The organism is Bradyrhizobium sp. WU425, from assembly GCF_021052305.1.
GTDB classification, from domain to species: Bacteria; Pseudomonadota; Alphaproteobacteria; order Rhizobiales; family Xanthobacteraceae; genus Bradyrhizobium; species Bradyrhizobium canariense_D.
The window spans coordinates 543694-562883 of sequence record NZ_CP088089.1; the positions used below are offsets into that span (position 1 = coordinate 543694).

Consider the following 19190-nt stretch of genomic DNA (forward strand, 5'->3'; position numbering starts at 1 on the left):
TAGTGGTGCCACCTAAACATCACTGAATTGACTGGATGCATCCTCGTGGCCATCGCAGAGCGCGTGGACGACTGGCAAAAGTCGAGCGGCGCGCTGGGCCAGAAAAAATCCAAAATCATTTCGCACCCTTGCCTCTCGCGCATCGAGATTAGAAATCGTCGCATAACCCCCAACATTTATTGCATTGTAAGGAATAAGGTGCGAACGGAGTCGGGTACGAACGAAATCTTCCCCTAGTGTGCCACGCTCACTTCGCTCACGCAGATACTTGAGCGGCTCCTTAGCCGAGATTGTTCTGTTAGTGTTCCAGGTAACTAGCGCGCAATTGAGAGCTCGGTAGCTTTCGTTTTCTTCCATTCTCCCATCCTGGGTGAGGAGAAAGTCTGGAAACAAGTGGTGATACTCCCGAAGCTTTATGTGAGCAATGGAAACGGGAACGCCATCCGCGAGGTCGAAGGCGCCGGCTCTCAATGAGGCCGCGAGGATGCCCCTCGCAAGGATATCTTTTGATTTTGGCCATCGAGCGCGGACAAGTTCGTCAGCTGTCGGCAGCGGAAATTCGGTTGTGTTGAAAATCTCAATCTTTGTTCTGTCGACGCCATCCCGTAGGGCGGAACGCAGGCCGCGAAAGTCCTTGAGTGCCGCTGTCGCAGCAGCGTTTGTATATCTGTCGGTGAAGAACGCGCGCCATAAGTAGGCCCTGACAAGAGCTCTCGCGTTTCCTTTAGCGTCACCCGACTTCGGCATATCACTGTGTAGTGCCGCTAAGACCGGAAGGACGGCAACAGTCGGAAGGCGAGCATCATCAAAGACATGCTCCTCCTCGAGCACTGAAATCATGAACGCAATGCCATCGGCTATCGCATTCCATTGCCTCGCCAACAAGCTAAAATCAAGCTTCTGGTAGCTTGCCTGGCTCGGCGAACGATCTTCGCGGAGGGCCGCAACGGACAAAAGGAGGTCTTCGGGCGCTATGTAGCGGTCCACGCCAGGGGCGGTTGCTCGGACCTTTTGGATTATATCGTGGAGTGACTCGCCAGTCGCCTCCTCCACCTGAGCAACTACGATATCAAAAGTCGTGAGCTTTACTGCCGAGGTGTTCAACTTGATGAATACGTCGAGTGCCACGTCCTTCGGGGTGGTAACAGGCAACGCAAGGAAGGGAATGTTGTACGTGGCGACCCTCTGCCTCAACTCATTTACGTCCTGAGCGAGAGTCATTCCCTTTTGATAATCACCTTCAGTTGCCGCCAAGCACCATTGGTTGATCTCCTGGCCAGTCGCTGTCGGTCTCAAAAGGTGCAGGGGAATAAGGCCGCGAGAATACAGATCTAGCGGGGAATCAACCCAGAGGGGGTAGCGGACGCCGTTCTTCATCCACCGCGCCTGACCAATAACATTTGGGACGCGATGTCCTTCTTCGTCAGTCTCCCATCTGACAAAGTACGTGTGATCGTCATATAGGTCCTGCAGACTCTTCCAAAGCGCTGTTAGACGCTGTTGGCCATCCAGAAGATGCTCGTTGACTTTCTCGGCGGGGGCGGGGGCTCCTTGCATTGGACGACTGACGAACTTTTCTATGTCGCCTACGGCCAGCGTGAGTAGCGCGCCGGCTGGAAGGCTTCGGAACATGGCTTGAAGTAGGTCTCTTACCTCTTTCGCGCCCCAGGCTTCGAACCTTTGGAAGCGCGGTAATTTCAATTGGCCGGTTTCAATTCGCACAAACCAAAGTGGCAATAGCCGGTTGTTGGCTTCCATATACGTCTCCCCCTAGAGATCCTGAGCAGCGCCTTTTTGGCTAATCGCTGCGCAAAACTCGCCCATTATGCGGAATCCACCAGAAAGTTGCAATTTTCCTCGCATCTATCAATAGTTTTAGCTCTTAGCCGTCAAAGGTCGGCGGGGGAAGCCGGTGAAAATTCTTATCGTTTTTGGGGAGGCAACAATGCGATTCTTGGAAGGGCACCTGCTCACGAAGGCGCTTAGAAGCCTAGTCAGAAAAGACGGCGAACTGAAAATAGCAGTAGCGTATTGGGGGTCTGCCGGCTTGGACCTGTTAGGTCTCAATCCGAGACGAAAGCATTTGAAGATCGTCTGCTGTCTCGCAGGCGGAAAGTCGGACCCAGACGTTATCAAGAAGTTTGGCCGACGCGCAAAGCAAGACGACAGATTGCATGCCAAAATTGTTTGGACGAGTACTGGCGCGATAGTTAGTTCCGCGAATGCATCGTCGAATGGGCTGCCTGAGGAAGAAGCGTCGTCTAACGGCCTGATCGAAGCTGGTGTATTGATTTATGATCGTAACGAACTGACAGCGATCGGTGACTGGATAGACGGGTGCTATCGCCGCGCTCGGTCGATCAAGAAGCAAGACCTTGAAGCCGCTCGGGTCGCGCGCAAGAAGCGGATCTGGGATGGTCAGGGGAAAATCGGCGCACGTAAGGGAAAGCAGCCGTTATTCCAGGCAATGAGGGACGGAGGCAGATTGGAATTTGACCAGCAGAGAATCTTTTTTGCGTTCTTCAACGATCCGCTGACCGCCCGAGAGCTCGCAAGAGCAAAGGCCGTCGTGCGCAAAAATAAAGAGACGATTGCGGAGACCCTTAAGATTTCAGATTCGGACTTTCGAGGATTGGAATACTATTTCAATTGGCCTGGCCTGCCCCCGGATGCTTTTCTGATAGATGTTGAATCGTCGCGTAGAGGATGGCGGGCATCCCGAGTCTTTAAAACCTTTGACACACACAAGACATGGATTGTTCCGTCTGATGATGGCGAGGTCGATCGGGTGACGCTGGCTCGCCCCGCGAGGCAAGCATTCCCGTACACCCTCGGGGCCAAGGAAAGGGCTGTGATAAGGGCAGTAGGCGACCAACTGTGGAAGCAAGCTAAAGGTGATCACTCCGGACGGATCATCTCACTTAAGGATGCCGCTAGTTATTTGCTTTCTCAAAAGTAAATGACTGAGAGCTTCGGCCCTTTGACCCACTTGTTCCACAACAACTGATAGGCCGCGCCGAAAGCGCGCTCCGGAAGCACGATGTTTTTGAGCTGCACGGGCCATTCTTCAAACATCAATAAAATCACCGACACGCTTTGAGCTTGGATCATAACCGTGAGCACCTGCTCAAAACATGGTCAAAGGCACGAGGCTGCGCGTGCACAAGTTCGATAATGGTTATATGAACGATGCTAAGGGGTGTGCTCCTCGGCGCAGATTATTGCCTCTCGCAAGCGCTCGCGCGAAGGGGAAGTCAGTCGCTCGACCTGCAACAATCGAGCATACACGAGGGGAGGGTCGTCTTCACTAAGCGCCGTTCGATGAGATGCAATAAAGTCTGCTAACTCAGCGATCGAGATTTCAGCCAAACCTCGACGGTGCTCTTGGCTTTGCGGCTCGCGAAATGGCACGCGCTTTGCAATTGTGCCAGGCGTCCAAAGGAATACGCCGGAGCTCTCTTCCGTTCGATCCAGCGCACGCAGGTGCAGTCCGATTTGCTCGCGTATCCGTGCACCTGTGCGAAGCCAGCCGTGCGCCCTTGCTATACGTTGGGACAAAACGTCTTCGCGCAATGGCGCCTCTGCCTCCATTACGGCGTCGACCATAGCCTGTAGTGTAGGCCGATAAGAGAATTCAAAGAAGCAATCAGGGTCGGCCTTGATCGCGGAAAGGTTTGCCATCGCGAACCGTGGGCGACCGACTTTAGTGACCGCCCCGGCTAAAGGAGCCAGTTCCTCGTCAATCCCATCCACCGTTAGCGTTTCGATCTCGCCGGTCTCACCATCCTCCTTTGGGAACCCGGGAGATTCAGAGTCAACTACGCCATCGTCGCTTGGAATTCGATCACGCTCCGTGACCGCGAATCTCTCTCCGTCCGCCGCGAACGCCTCGACCGGCGCACGCGCTCCTGCAATAGAGGTTCGACTCGCTGTCAATGCCTCATTCAGAGATAGATGAAGTCGCTCGATTGCCCCTTCGGCATCAAACCACCAGTCCGTCGACCATACTCGTAAGATGTTCCAACCAAGCCCACGCAGCACCTGCTCGCGGACTTTATCGCGATCTCGAGCGGTGGCCGAACTATGATACGTCGCGCCGTCACATTCAACTCCCGCGAGATACAGACCGGCCTTGTCCGGGTGGCGGATTCCGAGATCTACGCGGTAGCCAGACACGCCGACCTGGGGGACGACCTCCCATCCGCGCTTCTCCAAATGTGCGGCGACAGCCTCCTCGAATGGCGATTCCATCTCCCCTTGAGAGCCGGAGCTCTGCGCCGGGAGCGCAATAGCACCGCGCACCGCATAATCGAGGAATGCCTTGAGATGGCGAACACCTGCTGCCTTAGTGCGATCGAGATTGATGTCTTCAGCTCGGATGCCTGCGAATACCTTTAGTTCGCTGCGTGCGCGAGTCACGGCGACGTTGAGGCGTCGCTCGCCGCCGTCCCTGTTTATTGCGCCGAACGTCATCGGCAGCTTGCCGGCGGCGTCGCGGCAGAAGGTGATCGAGAAGTAAATTAAATCCCGCTCGTCGCCCTGAATGTTCTCCAGATTCTTGACGATCACAGGCTCGGTTCGATCGTCCGAGAAGAACCATTCGAGCCTCGGATTGGCGCGCCTCGCGTCGTCGAGAAGATCCTGGATCAGCGTCTGTTGTTGGACGTTGAAGGTAATCACGCCAATGGTCGGCCTTTGTGACTCTGGCAGCACCAGCCAAGTTTCTAGTTTGCCGCGGATGTCGGCGGCAATGGCGCGAGCTTCCTCTCTGTTGGTGCGGCTCTTGCCGCGATCATAGATGCCGGTCGGCACAAAAGTGAGGGAGACCGCCTGGTCCTGCGTCACAGGACTTGGGAAGGTGATCAGGTTATTTTCGTAGTAGTGCCAATTCGAAAACGCGATCAGCGATTCATGGCGGCTGCGATAGTGCCAGCGCAGATGCCGCGTCGGCATACCAGAGGCCTTCGCCTCATCGAGAATGCTTTCTAGATCGCGATCGAATTCGGGTACATCGTCTTCGTCGACGTCATTGCGGCCGAAGAAATTCGTTGGCGGCAATTGCTTCGGATCGCCGACAATGATGGTCTGGCGTCCCCTGGCGATGGCGCCGACCGCGTCCCAAGTCGCGATCTGCGACGCCTCGTCGAAGATCACAACATCGAATAGCGCCTGATTCGTTGGCAGATACTGCGCAATCGAAAGCGGAGACATCAACACGCACGGAGCAAGCTTACCAAAGCTCTCGGGCATCGCGCCGATCATGTCACGTATCGAACGACTTGGTCGCTGCAGACCCATCTGGTGCCGCAGCAGACCGAGTTCGGATTGCCTGGGCACCGATGCCGACGGCGGCAAATCATGGAGAAGCGAGCCGATCACCTTGTTCGTCGCATGAGCGCGAACAAGATCGTCGGCTTCCCTAAAGTCCAATATTGCGTGCTCGTGTTCGAAGCGCCGGAAGTCGCGGAGTTCGCGGGTTGCATCGATCGCTAGCGGCAGCCACCATCGAGCGTAGCCAAGAAGAAAGGCGCGAGCAGAATTTTCGGGCGGCACCGCGCCGTCCTCCAAGTCAGTGACGAGGGGACCGAGACCCTTGGCAATCGCGCGGGAGCGGACCGCACACCACGTTGACCAGTCACGAAAAAGGTTGCGAGAGTGTTCAAGTTCATCCATTTGCTGAGAAATGCACGATAGAAAATTGTCGTCCTCCCGGTTGTCAAGCGAATGACCTGCAAGTTGTTCAAACGCGCCAATAGCGGACTGCAAGGCCTGATGCTTCTCAAGATAAGCTTTTGCCGCTACCAGTTGGGGTTGGTTAACCTGCCCCTTCAGGCCAACTGCGATACTGGCAGCGACGGCTTGTACGTTACCGGCGAATTCGCCGAGCTGAACTAACGATGTCCGCAAACGTTCCGCAGTTTGCAGGTGCTGGGACAGTTGCTGACAATCGGTATCGAGCCCTTGGAATCTAAGCGGCGCAGCCGCAATCGGATTGTGCTCGATGGCGCTATAAGCTGTCTGCAGCTTGCGCAACAAGGTCAGATCGGTTGCTGGATCGGCGGTCTTGGCATTGGCATATGAGCCGAGCAGCCGGCGTACCCGGCGCGTCGCGAACCATGATCTGGGCCATATCGCCGCATTAGCTTCGCGCCATTTGTGCTCAAGGTCATCGAGTGGAATCCTCGGCACGACATCGGGCGGATAGGCCACCGAGAGGTCGGCTTCGCTTTGGCGGTAGCCACTGATAGCCGTTTCTAAATCGGCCACGGCGCGCGTTAGCGTTGCGAAATTTCTGTGCAGAATAATCGTATGGTCCGAACCAGACGTCGCGACGACATCCCGCGCCAGATCAGCAAAGTAGCCCAATCCATCCCATCGCGAGTCTTGCACGCCGGCCAGACCAAGCCGGCTACTGACGGCGGAAAGTGCGATCTGCGTGGCTGAAGCAGCTTGGCCGAGCGAGCGTGCCGCGCCCAGCAGTTTCTCCTGCCAAGCACTGGACCACTCCTCCACATGAACGAGCCGCAGTACTGGGCGAACCTTGACCGCCGCATAAGTCATGCCCAGTTTCGCGGCGAGTTGCTGTAGGTTAGCGTAGCCACCTGCGTCGTGTTCGTCTTGTCGAGACCAGGCCAGCAAAGGCGCGTGTTCGTTGTGGCCCTGCATCGCGATACCCATAGCGACATAGGGCGTTAATCCGTTAGGTGCTGGGTGATGCAGAGCCGCGACATAGGCGTTCAGCTCATCGCGGCGGATTTCCAGCCGCTCGTTCAACTTGGCCCATTGCGACGCACCAAGGTTTGCACGAGTTTCCCACGAGCGCTTCAGTTGGCCAAAGAAGTGCTTGCGATCCGCTTTGCTTGAATGAAGCTCCAGGCAATGGTCGCCGAGGCCATGCTCACGCAGGCGGCGGTACACCACGTCTAGGGCCGCAGTCTTTTCCGCAACGAACAAAACGGTCTTGTTGGCTGCGAGGCAGGTAGCGATCATGTTAGCGATGGTCTGGCTTTTGCCGGTTCCGGGTGGTCCGACGATGACAAAATCGCGGCCTTGCACTGCGGCTAGGCTGGCAGCGATCTGCGAGGAATCGGCTGGTAAAGGCATAATTATATCTGCGGAGGCATAGTTCCGGTCGATGTCGTTTTCATCCGGGAAGGGTTCGTCTGCGCCTTCGAATGCCTTTTCCGGACTATCGATCAGGTGCTTGACAACTCGGTTGCGTCGTAGGCTGTCCGTCCGGTCCGTCAGGTCCTTCCACATCAAATATTTGGCAAAGGAGAACGTCGATAGGGCGAGGTCGTCGGCAACCTCAAAGCCGGGTACATCGCGCACCGAACGACGCATCAACTCCATCACCTGCAGAACGTCGATACCCTTGCCGTCTACTGGCAGACCTTCCCGGAAATCCGGTAGGTTTAGATCGAACTCGCGCTTTACGAACTGTAGGAGCGTCGCGTTGAGCCTAGGTTCGTCCTCGTGGAATCTAAGCCGAAACCGATCGGAGACACCAGACCGCTCGAGCTTGACAGGCAGCAGCAAGATCGGCGCGCGATAGACACGCTCATCCGTGGGCAATTTTTTCCATCTTAGTGAGCCAACGGCCAGGTATAGCGTATTGGTTCCACCTTCGGTGATGTCGCTTTTGGCTTGCCGAAATAGGTCGGTCAGGCGTGCGAAAAGCTCCTTAGGCTCAAGCATCGAGGAGAGTTCGTCGCGAAGCAAGGCTTCTGCCGCAAAGCTGCGCTGCAGATCTTGCCCGCGCCGGTCGCGGTGAAGCTCTGCGTCTCGCTCGCCCAGAGGATTTTGCTCGGGCAACGAAATCAGTTTGATCGCGGCGTTTTCAGCAAGCCGATCTTCCAAAAAGGCGACGTCCGGGCAGAGGAACGATACGGCCCGCTTGCTGTCCGAAAAGTTCAAAAGCCGGTTGCGCAGCGATAGGTCGAGCAGCCGGGTCTGCCAACGTTCTATGCGGCCGGCTGCCGTGCTCGGCTTTTGACCGACGTGATCGGCCGGCATTCGAAAATCCGGCTCGGCCGGCAGAGGGATGCCGGTGGGCTCGTCATCATTGGCATCGATGCCCGCTTCAGCAGCTTCATGTGAGGCTAGTGGTGTGATACCTGACGACCGCGAGCGCGCGATATCTATTGCAGAAACGAAACGGTCTGCGGCGTTTTCCTCGAGCTTCGCCTCGGCCGCCTGTTTTGCCTGCTCGAACAGCATTGCCGGTCGATGCGTAACGCTGGTGGTTTCGAACACAATCAGCTCGCGCGCGGCGATCGCCTTGCGGATTTCAATGATGTCGGTCTCAACCGTCTTTGGAAGCGTCCGCTTTAAAAGCCAGACGCCAGCCAAGGCATGGCCATCGAGAAGGACGGCGACCGCGTTCAGGCCGGCCGCTTCCAGTGCGGCCGCGAAAAGTAGGGTGGTATCCAGGCAGGTCGCAATGCAATCTTGGAGGATCTTGCTCGGTCCGCGGATCTTCTGACCACGAGCTTCAAAGCTTGCAGGCGGCTGCGCGTAGTGAAGGCCGAGCCCAGCAACGGCAGAATAAACGGCGGCGGCCAGCATGTAGGCCCGCTTAGGATTGTTGCTCTGATAACCGTCAAGGGCCGATGAGTGACCGTGTTCGGATAGGCGCTCGGCGGCGGAGCGCAATATCCGGTAGATTGCGGGCTCATTGGGCATGACGAAGGCCGGTAGCAACTGGGCCATGTCCGACACTCCGCCCCATTCATCCCGGGCCAACAGTCGGACCGGCACTGTTGTCTCGGCGAGGACGTCGTTTCCCCTTAGAAGGCGCAGCTTAATGTCACCGCGTTCTGCCTCGTCCAGTCCGGCAAGGTAAGCGGCGTCGAGGTCGATGCGACGATCAGACAGGGTGAGGCTCTCTCCCGCTAGAATGCGGTCGAAGGCCCACGTCTTCGATCTTAGAAAAGCTGGGCTGGAGGTAAGCTCTAACCGCGCGTTTTCGAGTGAGACTGCCGTCGAGTTCTCCACTCGAAGGGAGCGGATCACCGGAATGGAGTTCTGGTGCGATGCGAAGGTGAATGTAGAGGCAAGATCAACGGCGAAGGTGACGTTTCCGTCGTGCGGCGCCCGCGAGGCTTCGTCTGCTGATTGGATCTCGCTCATTTCCCGGTCCAAAATTAAGGTTGCTAACTCAGTTATTCCGATATTGCGGCCTTGCTCGCAAGAGCCGTTCTACTTTAAGTATTTGCGAAACGACCACACGCCGCGTGACAAATCGGATTCGCTGGCCGCTGATAAGGTCTTCAGAGCAATTAAGCCATGCGTTTCACGTTCATCCACGCGGCCGATCTTCACATCGACAGCCCGTTCGCAGGTCTGCGACTAAAGGATAAGGACGTCGCTCGACGCTTCGCGGATGCTGGCCGCAGGGCGGTCCTGGCCCTGGTCGAGGAGGCGGTCACCAGCAAGGCGGCTTTTCTCATAATTGCTGGAGACGTTTTCGACGGAGACTGGAAAGACGTTACTACAGGATTGTTTTTCGTGCGCGCCATCAGCGCCTTGCATCGCGCGGGTATTCCCACCTTTATTGCTAAGGGCAATCACGATGCTGATAGCCTGATGTCGCGCGATCTCCCTTATCCCGACTCGGTGAATGTCTTTCCGTCCGACAGGGCAACGAGCGCGACGCTAGATGCGTATCGCGTGGCGTTGCATGGTCGCAGCTTTCCAAATCGCCTTACCGGGGAATTCGTCGAGACTTATCCCGCCCGGCACGACGGCTGGTTAAACGTTGGCGTGCTGCATACGTCGCTCGACGGCACTCGCGGTCACGACGGATATGCACCATGTACCATCGATGATCTTAGGCGTTTTGGTTACGACTATTGGGCGTTAGGACACGTCCATGCCGCGGAGATTATCAGCCGCGATCCATGGATTGTATTTCCTGGCAATTTGCAGGGACGCAACGTGCGCGAAACCGGTGCTAAGGGAGCGATGCGGGTCACCGTTGACGATGGCCGTATTGTCGATGTCAGCCCATTTGCGCTGGACGGTGCGCGCTGGGCGCACTTGGCGATCGACATATCTGACGCCGGTCGCGAGGAAGACGTTGTAGCGCGCATCACAACCACGCTTGCCGGCGCGCATCATCAGGCCGAAGGCCGTCCATTGGCGGTGCGGGTGACATTGATCGGCGCCACGCAGCTACACAATCAACTAGTTGCGCGACGCGAAACACTCGAGGACGATATTCGCGCTCGTGCTCTTCAATTTGCCGACGATTGCTGGATCGAGCAACTCAAGATCAAGACCGCTCCTCCGCCGCGGCCGGCCGCTGCATTATCATCGATTGAAAGCCTTGATCTCGACCAGTTGCTAGCCACTGCGACGGAAGATCCTGAATTTTCGCTATTGCTGGCCGACCTGATCGAAACGATCAAAGCCAGATTGCCGATAGAGCTGCACGATGACTTGCTGGCTGCGGATTTGCTTAAGTCGCTGCCGAGCGAAGCTCGTGCGCTGCTTACCGGAGCGTTATCGTGAGAATCGAGCGTCTCCATCTCGAACGTTATGGCATTTTTACTGACCGCAGCCTGGCATTCCGTCCAGAGGCGGCTTTGCACGTGGTGCTCGGCCCCAACGAGGGCGGCAAGACCTCGGCGCTGTCGGCGATCGGCGACCTGCTGTTCGGCTTCAGCGCCCGCACGGATTATGATTTCCGGCACGAAAGCAAGAGCTTGCGGATCGGCGGCGCCTTCCGCCATTCCGACGGCAGGCTGATCGTGACGCGACGTCGCAAGGGTAACAAGAACACGCTAATTGGCGACGACGATCAGGCATTGCCGGATGACACGCTAGTGCCTTTGCTCGGGAATCTATCGCGCGATGCCTTCAGTTGCGAGTTCGGCCTGACAGCTCAGGCGCTTCGGGACGGCGGCGCAGACCTGCTCAACGCCGGTGGGCGCCTCGCCGAGACCCTCGCAGCCAGTTCGGCAGGCATGACCGCCTTGTCGCGAGTCAGGGAGAGGCTGCAGAGTGAGGCCGAGGATCTTTTCACGCCACGGAAATCAGCAGGCAAGCTATTTTATCAGGTAGCCGATCGCCGCGACAGTGCCGATAGGGCATTGCGCGATGCCATCGTTACCCGCGAGTCGGTACAGGATCTTGAAACAGCGGTGGAGGAGGCGCGCGCCAATCTCGAGGCGCTCAATGCCGAGCACGCCCACAGCGGCAGTACATTGGCGCGCTGGCAGCGGACGCTGCGCGTGCGCTCAAAGCTAGCGCGGCTTGACGGGATCGCGGCAGAACTTGCCGACCTCGCCGATCTGCCCGCGGTTCCACCGCAGACCCTTGCGGATTGGCGTGCCACGCTCGATACAGATGCCGGACTGATGCAGGATATAACGGCCCTCGACTCTGCGGACGCGTTGGAGGCCGCGGAGATCGCGGCCATGAAGGTCGATGATGGCGTGCTGGCGGAAGCAATCGCGATCGACGCTTTGCGCGAGCGACTAGGTGCAGTGCGCAAGGCAATCGACGATCTGCCGCGCCGCCGCCAATCGCGCGATGACGCGGTGCGATCGCTCGAAGATGCGGCACGAAGACTGGGAATGGGCTCGCACGACATCCTATTGGAGCGACTTCCCACCGATGCCGCGCTGGCCCGGGTGCGCGACTGTATCGGCCAGCTCAATCGCGCGGCACAAGCGTTGGCGGAAGCTGAAACACGGCAGGCACGAGCCCAAAGCGAACATGACGAGTTGGCCGTCGAGGAGGGCGGGCATCAAGCCATAGGCGACGTCCAATACATAAAGCAGCGCTTTGAAGCGCTAGGCGACATTCCCGCCCAGGCAGATCGTCACCGGCGTGACATGGCGGCATTAAAATCCGACACCCAGGGATTGGAGTCGGCTCTGGCGGCAATTGATCCCGCACTCGCTTCCCTGGATCAGTTGCGCGTGCTGCCGCTACCCGAACACGTCATAATTGCAAAATTCGTCCAGGCCATCGATGTCGGTGACAATGAGATCAAGCGTCTCGGCGACGCACTGGCCACGACCGATGAATTACTAGGGTCCACCGAAGTCGAACTTGCGCGCCTACGCGGGGAAGGCGAGGTTCCGAATCGGGCCGATCTAATCAAGGCACGCCAGCAGCGCGACGCCCAACTTGGCGCTTTAGGCGCGGTGCTGGACAGCGATGCTCGGGGGCGGCTTCTGCGATTTTCCGAGGTCTCACAGTCCTCAAAAGCGATCGACGGCATCACCGATCTCTTGCTTGCCGATACCGAACGAGCCACGCGGCATGAGGATGCGCTGCAGCGTCTCGCCGCACTTCGCACGACGCGCGACCGTGACGCTGGGAAGTTGCAAGGGTTGCAGGCGCGGCTGGCGGAAGTCACGACCGCTTGGACTGCGCTCTGGGCCCCTGCTGGCCTTGCTCCGCGTAGTCCCGCGGAGATGTTACTGTGGCGGGGTAAAGTGGAGGATATTCTTGCCAGGCTCGGCAAGATGGAGTCCCAGAGGACGAATCTCGACGCGCTGGCCGCCAGCCTCGAATCCGGCAAAGCCGCTTGCATGACCTTTCTCGGTAGCGTTGGCCGGATCCCCGATGCCAGCCTGCCCATTGACAACCTGTTTCGGGAAGCCAAAGCACGTGTTGAGGAATTGCAGGCAGTGTGGGCCGAGGCCAAAGCTCACGCTGCTGCCCTGCAGCGTGTCGCACGCGAGTTGTCCGAAGCTGATGCGGCGGTTGGCAAAGCACATGCAACGCTGACAGCACAGCGTCAGGCCTGGCCTGCAGCCATGGATGGTATCGGACTTCCTGATACGGCAGGCGCGCCGGAAGCTGAGGCTGCACTTGCGGTGTGGCAATCGGTAGCTCTGCCCAAAGCCAACCACGAGAGCGAAAGCCATCGCGTTGAGACGATTGAAGCCGATCTGAAGGCCTTCGACGCCGATGTGTTTGGGATGATTGATCTCGTCGCGCCGCGTCACAAGAGCACGTCCGCCCAAGAGTCGTTGGCTCGGCTGTCGGCGGCATTGGCGGAGGCACGCACTGCCAGTGAATCGTACCGGCGGTTGCAGCGCAATGCGAGTCAACGTGCGGCGATACGCAATACGCTAATCGCGCAGCGACAGGCGGCGGGTACTTTGCTCGACGAAGCCTGCAGGGCGATTGGCGTCGGTCGCGATGACTTGTCCGCTTCGATTGCACTTACGGCCGCCCGGCACCTGCTCGAAGGCGAGCGCGTGATCCTAGAACGCGATCTGGACGAGATCGCCGATGGTCGCACTGAAGCTACGCTGCGGCAGGAGCGCGAGGGCATCGATCTCGATTTGCTTCCCGGTAACATCGCCCGCGAGGAAGTGCGGCAAACACAGCTGTTGCGTGATATCGCTGAAGCATCCGCCAACCATCACGAAAGGAAGAACCGGCTTGAGTTGCTGCTAAAGGGTCGCAATGCGCCGGCTTTGGCAGCCGAGCGAGCCGAGGCGGGCGCCGAATTGCAGTCAGTCGCCGAGCGCTGGTTGGTACGAGCCGCGGCGTCACGGCTTGCTTTGCGTGCGATCGAGAGGCATCGCGCCATGGTGCAGGATCCGTTGATCGCGCGCGCCAGCGTTTTATTCAGCATGGCGACCAACGAGGCCTTTGCCGGTCTCGTGATCGACTATGGCGACGATGATCGGCCGGTTCTGGTCGCGAAACGGCATACTGGCGAACAGGTATCGGTGGCCGGCCTTAGCGAAGGTACCCGCGACCAATTGTTCTTGGCGCTGCGCCTTGCGCTGCTGGAGCGCCGTACCTCAGAGCCGATCCCGTTCATCGGCGACGATCTACTGTCAAGTTTCGACGAGAAACGCACGTCAGCAATGCTGCGGCTCCTAGTGGCTGCTGGACAGCAGCAACAGATCATCTTGTTCACTCATCACCGCCACGTAGTCGATCTCGCGCGCTCGGTGAACGAGCAGTTGATCGAGGTGATTGATCTGTGAATTGCAATGGGTCTTGCGCAGGCTCCTGTCAGACGGCCGGAATGCTCAGCCGCTGGACGACTTGTCCGATGACAGCGAATATGTGACGACAAATCAGGATAGATGATTTCTGCTATTGGTTCACCAGAATTGACACATGATCAGATCGAGAGTCCTTGAGCGCATTTTGTACTTTGCTCGGAGACTGTCTGCGCTTGAGCTGTTTCGCGGAGCACACTTTGGATCGACAACATAGCACGCCTATTCTTCTCACCGCAGAGGGACCCTCGGTTGCTCTTGAGCCTCTCCCGCAGCAAGGGCCCGCGGCCGCTTTGCTTGAGGCTGAAATACAGGAGTTGGTCCATTCTCACCCGGCGGCTCTGCCGATTGCCGAAATTGATCCGATGTTTGTCGGTGCAATTAGCGTTTGTCGGGAGATGGCGCTCGACCGGGCGGGGCGTGTCGACAATTTCCTCATCACCCCCTCCGGGCTGCCGGTGTTGGTCGAATGTAAGCTGTGGCGCAATCCCGAAGCGCGGCGCGAGGTGATCGGCCAGATCCTCGACTATGCCAAGGTGCTCAGTCGATGGTCTTTCTCCGACCTTCAGCGAGAAGTGGGGCGCCGCACCGGCATGGGACCGGACGCTCTTCTAAAACGTGTCCGTGCCTTCGCCCCTAGTGTTAATGAGGTCCAATTCACGGACGCTGTCACGGCCAACCTGCGCCGCGGCCGCTTTTTGTTGCTGATCCTCGGTGATGGGGTACGCGAAGATGTCGAGGCGATCGCAAGTTATCTGCAGATCCATGCGGGATTGCACTTCACCTTTGGTCTCGTCGAGTTTCCAATCTACCGTCTGCCCAGTGGTGAGCGTTTAGTCGTTCCCCGCGTCCTTGCCCGCACAACGACCATTTTGCGAAATGTCGTGGCCGCACCTGAAGGCTTTGTCTTGCAGGATCCGAACCAAGCCGCGGCTGAAGAAGACGCAGGGGTCGATCCCGACCGCGCCGCCTTGGCCACCGCGCAACAGGCGTTCTGGAAGGAGTTTTTGGACTCCTATTTGCGCCTGGACGATCGTAGCCAGGCCGTTCCCAAACCCGCACGTCAGGGCTATCTCGCATTCATGCTGCCAGCGCCTCAGGGCAGCAGCTGGCTCACCGTCTACCGAGACCTGCACAAAGGGGAGGTCGGCGTCTTCCTTTCCGCTAGTCAGAACAGCCCCGGTGAAACAGCGATGAACGAAATCGTCGCCGATTGGGACGAAATCAAACTCGCTTTGAACGGTACTGCTCGCCTCACGGATGACCCGTACAGCCGCAAGCGGATCATTGACTCGAGGTCAGTAGGAGATTTGAGCGATGCCGCCATTCGAAAGGAAGCCTTTGATTGGTTGGCGGAGCGGGTGAACACCTTTGTAAACGTCCTGCGCCCGAGAATACGCGATGTGGTCGCAGATGGAGAGCAACGCACTAACTAGCGCACACAGAGGTTGAAAACGTGGCGTTCCGAAATCCCAAATCAACGCTATCTGTTTAAAATGTTCAGTGGCAAAGAAATAAGCCCCGGTTTTCATAAGGTCTAGTATGCGAGCGGCAGCGCGCGTGGCTCTCCGATCACGCGGTTTTCTTACATAACAACGCATACGCGAGTCGTGATCCGCAGATGCACAGACCTTCTTGGCTGCGGGCGAGTACCAGACCGCGAGCAATGGTCAGCCGGCTCTTGGTTTTCAACGGAACGGCGCCAAACCAGCTACATACTATGAATATTCTCGGCGGAGCAAACACCGACTATTGCGGAAAATCGGGGGGCTTTAGTCCGGATGTCTTAGCTGCGTTGGCATCGGATAACCAGGCCTTGAAGCGCGGGGCGTCATACGGCCAAACGCCCATCCATGCGGCGGGCGGGGATTGCTCGCGCCCGACGCCAGTAATGCACCAACGCGGTGGAATGGGTTCGAGAAATAAACGCTTGCGTTGGCCCGGTGTCATGCAGCGCGTCATCTTCGACTTTGCGGCTAAAAGAAGAGCCTCGTGGTCTTCGAAGACCGTGAATACCCGAACTCCGCTGCCAGTGTCTGCCACTACCAGACGGTCTGCCTTGGAAGAAACGTCGACGAGGTTCATGTTGTCGGTGGGCTTCCATGTGCCGAAATAATATCTAAAGCCGCGGCCAGCCACCGCCGAAATCCCACCGTCTTGAACCTCAACCTTCCAATCAGTACGTGGCGCGGGCGGAAAGTCCCCGGCACGCGAAATCTCACTGTCGATCGCTTGCGACTCAGTTGTCGTGAATGATTCCGAAGGTTTTTCTCGCCAATTCCAAAATATCACGGGATCGTGGGCGGTTTCGATCCGCACCCAACTGCCATTTGCGCTAAACGTTGGCGTCACGATGTCATCTTCTGAGTCGTCAGGCCTCGGCGAACGTGCCCGAAAGGCAAGCCGTTTCCCGGAGTCCAAATCCCAAATGCGAACTACACCATCCCGCATGTAGGCAGGCGGCATCGAGTATCGGGGAGGGCTGGCCGTCACCAAGTAGCGGCCATCGGGACTGATTTTCATGCCTGTAAGCGGGCCTGGAAGATCGTCGCTGTGCGATTCAAAGAATTGAGAAGTGTCTAAGGTAGAGCGGGCTTTCAAATTGAAGCGGCTCCACATTCGTACGGTGCCGTCGGCTCCCGCCGTAAAGACTTGCTCTGCGTTTTCGTCCACGTCGAAACATTCAACAGGCGCTTCCCCAGTCGGGATGGAAAATGCCAACTCACCGTCATCGATCCGACGAATTTCGATATGGTTGTCAGGCGATATGCTAGCCATCCATTCTTTGTTACTGCTGAGTATCGGCTTGCGCCCCTGATATCGCTTTAACTGCTTTCCGTCCCAGTCATAGAGGGCGACCCCCGATTGATCGAGAGACGCAACGATTCTCTTTTGCACTGGCGCAAACTGAACATCACCAAGGTCGGATGTCCGGGTAGAAGGCACCTCGTCAAATTCATGGAGAGTCGATATTTGATGAAGGTTGAGCGCGCTGAACAAGGAATAACTGCCAGCATAATGCGCTCGGCTGGCGTGCGTAGTTTCTTGGACTATGAACCTTGACCCATCGTCGCTAACGCCCACAATCCGGTCGAATAGTGCGTGGTCCAGTTTCGTGATTTTTGTTCTACCGTCCCATACTCCGAAACCCTGTTCGCCCCGGACAAGTATTTGCTTTCGAGCGCTGACAACTATGGGTGGTTCAGCGTTGGCGCTAGTAGAACTTAATGTAGATATCTTTTTGCCGTTCTGCGCGTTCCAAAGGCTCGCATGCCCCTCGACATCCAATGCAGTTATGAGGCTTCCGTCTTGATTGAAGGCCATATTGCCGATTTGGATTGAACCTCCTTCGAGGCTTGCAAGACGGATTCCTGTTGCGAGATCCCATATCTCCCCCACATGGGATTTGAGTGTCAGGGCCAATCGCCTCCCGTCTCCGGAAATCAAAATCGAACTGTCCTCCGCCACATCGGGGATCTCAGCAATCCGGGCTCCTTCGCGATCCCAAATCCGAGCTACGCCTGCGGAAGCAACGGCTACAATCCTATCTCGAGACTTGTTGACACCGACCTTTCTGGCTTGCCCCAGCTCGCTTTGCAGTAATGAGCGCCCCCCATTGGAAAAATCCCAGATGGCCAGGGAGTTATCTTTTGAGATTATAAGTACCTTATTGCCGTCCCCAAGCCATTGGACTAGCGAAGCTGGGCCTGCACGAGAGAACAAAGCGGCTTCATTTTGCATCTCAAGCGCATCGAACAACCTCTGCTGAGCTTCGCGTACCAGTGGCCGCTCGACTTCTTCAGTTTTGCTCGGCAGCGCCTCGATGGCAATGAGCGCCGCTGTGACCGGATCGGAAGCCAGATTTTGCCGGGAGACGTCTGCAAGGTATCTAGACTGTGTCGTCAGCGCTTTGTTGCGCTGCTCTTCCGCGATCCTACGCTCGCGATCGGCAGTCAAATAGAGGCCGGATACCCAGAGAATGGCCATCACGAGTGGCGCAGCGTAGACTGTCAGTTTGATCGGTTCTGCATTGTTGGCAAGAATAGACAATATGGCATCGAACGGCTTGGGTACTCGGCTATCAAACTCCGCGATGCGCGCGTCTTCCGATAAGACAGGTAGCCACCATCTCTGCATATAGGCGTCGTTGGGTTTCTTAAGACTATCTTGAAAATAGCCGCTATGACCAAATTCAGAGTATCGGTTCCTGAATGCAGCGCTTGTCGAACCGCTGAATCCGATCCTTCCAGCCATGCCTGTGAAGAGCACAAAGAATTGGCTTAACAGGAGTACCGAATCCTTTGTTCCGCAGTCATTGACTACGCGCTTCACTCTGGACCCGATTAGATCCCGCCAAGCAAATCCAGCTTTCAACACACTTCCCGCCAAGATGATGGTGTGAAATCTGGTTTGATCCTCGCGCGGTAACCCCGCAATGCTCCAGCCGATGATGTGTGTTCCAAAGCTATGCCCAACCAGATCGATCCGAGACCAAGCCTTCCTGCTGCAAAGTCTAATCAGCTCTCGGCGAAACTGTCGAACGACAAGCCATCTAAAGAAGGGAATGACAAAGCCAATGATTGAGAAGACGCCGTATTTGTAGTTTATAAATTCAACGTCTTGCGCCGGCGGATTTCCGCAAACAAGCTGCTCAAGCCGCTCTTGCCATTGACCAAATGTCTGTATTCCGTGAACGGTAACGATCAGATGCGAGCTTGAATTGTCGATTTCTGCCACGCTTACCGCTCCCCCGAAGCTATGCAAACTTGCAGCTGTACGATCAGGCTAGCAGCAAACGACCCAGGGATTCCAGCCATCGCGGCCCCAATTTCGTAGGGTTTAATTAGGAAGCCTGCCCACTGATGAGCGTTGCGCGAGGTTCATGCACAACTCGGGTCGATGGTTCGAGTTCGTCTTGAGGCCATCGCAGCGGCCTGCCATTGGCGTCAAATCAAAGGCTTGAGAAAGTACGAAACAGCCTACGGGTTTGCCGCTGATCTTCTCTCGGAAGTTATCGAAATGCAGGACAGCTAGACCCCAAATCGATCGCCGGAAGCTTGGGGCGGCAGGGAGCTGCAGTTCGCTCAGCAAAGGGTCTCACTTCGTCTCCATGGAGAATTCCCTCCGAACTTACCGATGCTGCTTGGCGCGTTGCCGGTAGACTTGCGTTGGTTCTAGGTCGCAAGACGGAGGAAGTGCGGTGGC

8 protein-coding genes are annotated in these 19190 nt (G+C 57.1%); 4 read left to right on the forward strand and 4 right to left on the reverse strand.

The genetic code is table 11. The features are described from left to right. Nucleotides 1-12 precede the first annotated feature (12 nt). A complete protein-coding gene (locus BcanWU425_RS02535; protein ID WP_231189689.1) occupies nt 13-1758 on the reverse strand; it encodes a DUF262 domain-containing protein in 1746 nt (581 codons plus the stop codon). A gap of 154 nt (nt 1759-1912) precedes the next feature. On the opposite strand from BcanWU425_RS02535, the gene BcanWU425_RS02540 reads away from it, so the two are divergent. Beyond that, the gene (locus tag BcanWU425_RS02540; protein ID WP_231189691.1) at nt 1913-2959 is read left to right on the forward strand and encodes a phospholipase D family protein; all 1047 of its coding nucleotides are present in this window, start codon (nt 1913-1915) and stop codon (nt 2957-2959) included. Here BcanWU425_RS02540 and BcanWU425_RS02545 read toward each other — a convergent pair. Together BcanWU425_RS02545 and BcanWU425_RS02550 are read right to left on the reverse strand one after the other, a co-directional pair. Further along, on the reverse strand, nt 2950-3111 hold the full coding sequence (locus BcanWU425_RS02545) for a hypothetical protein (protein WP_231189694.1): 162 nt from the start codon (nt 3109-3111) through the stop codon (nt 2950-2952). The genes BcanWU425_RS02540 and BcanWU425_RS02545 overlap by 10 nt on opposite strands. An 81-nt stretch (nt 3112-3192) precedes the next feature. After that, nucleotides 3193-9132 (reverse strand): DUF3320 domain-containing protein, encoded by a 5940-nt coding sequence (locus BcanWU425_RS02550; RefSeq protein ID WP_231189697.1) that lies wholly within the window; start codon nt 9130-9132, stop codon nt 3193-3195. A gap of 156 nt (nt 9133-9288) precedes the next feature. On the opposite strand from BcanWU425_RS02550, the gene BcanWU425_RS02555 reads away from it, so the two are divergent. The 3 genes from BcanWU425_RS02555 (at nt 9289) to BcanWU425_RS02565 (ending at nt 15421) form a co-directional block, all read left to right on the forward strand. Continuing rightward, nucleotides 9289-10515 (forward strand): metallophosphoesterase family protein, encoded by a 1227-nt coding sequence (locus BcanWU425_RS02555; RefSeq protein ID WP_231189699.1) that lies wholly within the window; start codon nt 9289-9291, stop codon nt 10513-10515. Further along, nucleotides 10512-13967 carry a YhaN family protein gene (locus tag BcanWU425_RS02560; protein WP_231189703.1) on the forward strand — a complete coding sequence of 1152 codons (3456 nt, stop codon included), beginning with the start codon at nt 10512-10514 and terminating at the stop codon, nt 13965-13967. Before BcanWU425_RS02555 ends, BcanWU425_RS02560 begins: the two co-directional genes overlap by 4 nt. Before the next feature lie 311 nt (nt 13968-14278). Then, nucleotides 14279-15421: a DUF4268 domain-containing protein gene (locus BcanWU425_RS02565; RefSeq protein ID WP_231189706.1), complete on the forward strand. Its 1143-nt coding sequence runs from the start codon at nt 14279-14281 to the stop codon at nt 15419-15421. Nucleotides 15422-15734: 313 nt separating this feature from the next. On the opposite strand, the gene BcanWU425_RS02570 is transcribed toward BcanWU425_RS02565, so the two are convergent. Next, nucleotides 15735-18722 carry a WD40 repeat domain-containing protein gene (locus tag BcanWU425_RS02570; RefSeq protein ID WP_231189709.1) on the reverse strand — a complete coding sequence of 996 codons (2988 nt, stop codon included), beginning with the start codon at nt 18720-18722 and terminating at the stop codon, nt 15735-15737. Nucleotides 18723-19190: the final 468 nt, after the last annotated feature.